This is a genomic window from Photobacterium chitinilyticum, assembly GCF_004104355.1.
Lineage (GTDB): Bacteria > Pseudomonadota > Gammaproteobacteria > Enterobacterales > Vibrionaceae > Photobacterium > Photobacterium chitinilyticum.
This window is the reverse complement of the sequence record NZ_RJLM01000046.1, coordinates 1-2028: the sequence shown is the minus strand read 5'-3', so window position 1 is coordinate 2028 and position 2028 is coordinate 1. Positions and strand designations below refer to the sequence as shown.

2 protein-coding genes are annotated in these 2028 nt (G+C 37.3%); both read right to left on the bottom strand.

What is annotated here, in order from left to right:
- Positions 1–96: 96 nt before the first annotated feature.
- Positions 97–882 (bottom strand): hypothetical protein, encoded by a 786-nt coding sequence (locus tag EDI28_RS25620; protein ID WP_128786670.1) that lies wholly within the window; start codon positions 880–882, stop codon positions 97–99.
- Positions 883–1000: 118 nt separating this feature from the next.
- Positions 1001–1783, bottom strand: coding sequence for a DUF4145 domain-containing protein (locus EDI28_RS25615; protein ID WP_128786669.1), 783 nt, complete (start codon positions 1781–1783; stop codon positions 1001–1003).
- Positions 1784–2028 lie beyond the last annotated feature (245 nt).

Sequence of the window (2028 nt, the reverse complement as noted above, 5' to 3'; positions counted from 1 at the left end):
TAACGCCTGCAATAAGGTGTGCCCCACCGAACCAACAAAGCACACTGAACTCAGTACCAAAACCGCCGAGTGTAACGCATCACCTTGATTGCCTTGTTATATTTCTTTTTCAGAAACGAAAGAAACAAACTCTAAACCGAGCTTAGATAAGTTAGTACAATAGTTTGTAAACTCTGTATCCAATTGTTCTGATGTAAGTTTTGTCAAAACCATGCCATATTCATTCTTTGATGCAATACTTTGATTATGATTAACTTTTAATTCTGTGTTCAATATTAACCTTTTTGAGATTAAATCATTAACTATCGAATGGATATAAATAAGCTCATTATTCTCAAACCCCAGTTGTTGGCATAGCTCGCGAGACAACTCCACATTTACATTATAATCAGGCCAACTTTTTGGAACCCACAGAAGCTCATCGCTAACCAAATTAAGAACCTGAATATGCTCAACTGTCAACTCATCAATTAGAGAAAGAAATATTGCTTTCTTTGAGAAAGGAACATTTGAGTTAATTGAATTGACTAATGCATGCGCAAGCATTTCAATTTTTTCGTCTTGATGATTCTTCTTGATAACTTCTTGAGCTCGATTTAAACAGCTGATGAATTCTTGATTAGTAGTGAAATCCTTCATCGACAATACACTATATTCAGGCTTGTTAGACGCAAGCTTACTAACATGTCGACATAATTTTTCCATTCGAGGATCATCATAAAGTGATTCGAAAGCAACACTTCCAACGGTTAGAGCAGCTGAAACCACTGGATTATATATAGCAGCAACTCCAGCACCTACCGGCCATATTGCCTTAAACATACGATATACTTTTTCTTCAGTACTCTCAGCTAGTGAATCTATTTTATTATCGTTGTCCATAACTTCCTCTGAAATATAACGCCTGCGATAAGGTGCCCCACACYAAACCARCAAAGCACACCGAACTTCATRCCAAAACCGCCGAGTGTAACGGGTCACCTTGATTGCCTTGTTATATTTATTGATACCTCGACTCTAATAAGAGCACTGTTTTATTGATTTTATCCTCAATCTGTTTACGACGAAAAATGTCTAATACGACTTCAAAAATTTCAAATGAATCAAGGATATCCTGCTCAGATACACCATCAGAGTGCGTAGCCTCATTACCGACTAGTTTTAATGATTTTAACCATCTCCCTTCCTGAGGGTACAATTTAGCGAACTCTTGAATATTTCGATTTAAATTCCTCTCAGTACATCCACTTTCATTACACAATTTCTCCATCGCTCGCCTTAATTTGGAACCTGATGAAGATATATCTGAATGGAAGTAATTGAATGCCTTGAGTAATTCTTCATTAATAGTAACTGGCGTACTCGATTCAAGTTTAAACATCGGAATAGGCGGATTAAAAAACTCAACCTTAATATTGTTTTTTTCGACAATGCCATCTATGGATAATTGAGCCATACCTACAGAAGAAACACTTTCAGAGCATAACTCGCAAGAAAAAAAAGCTGTAAATTGTGCGCCAGAGTAATTTTTTTGCTCGCTTATTTTTTCAATTGAACTTAACAGTCCAAAAAATACATTTTCTTCAAGTTCTTTCTTGATATCATCGAACAATCCGACTTTGTCCAGGTAACTTTTATATGCTGCATTTGATAACGGCTTAAATTGTGCGCTATCAAGGTCAAGGTGCAATGTGTTGCTACCACAATAAGGACATGGAAGCTTTGGGTACAATTTTACATTGTGAAAATTAATTAAAGATTCCCACGTTCGTTTTCTGAACACCTAACTCTCCTATAAATATAACGCCTGGGATAAGGTGCGCCACGACCAACTCACCAAACCCACTGAACTCCGAACCAAAACCGCCGAGTCAAACAATTCACCTTGATACCTTTGTTATGCAACTCCATCCATTAATACGATCATACTTGGCCGAAAATCTTTCCACGCGTGATAAATCTGCGGCATACAGGCAACAAATCCGGACTCTGATAATTCCGATTCACTTTCAACGATTTGAGCCAGAG

Excerpts from the sequence above, each read along its gene's own strand:
- EDI28_RS25620 (WP_128786670.1), bottom strand. The coding sequence starts at position 882 with ATGGACAACGATAATAAAATAGATTCACTAGCTGAGAGTACTGAAGAA.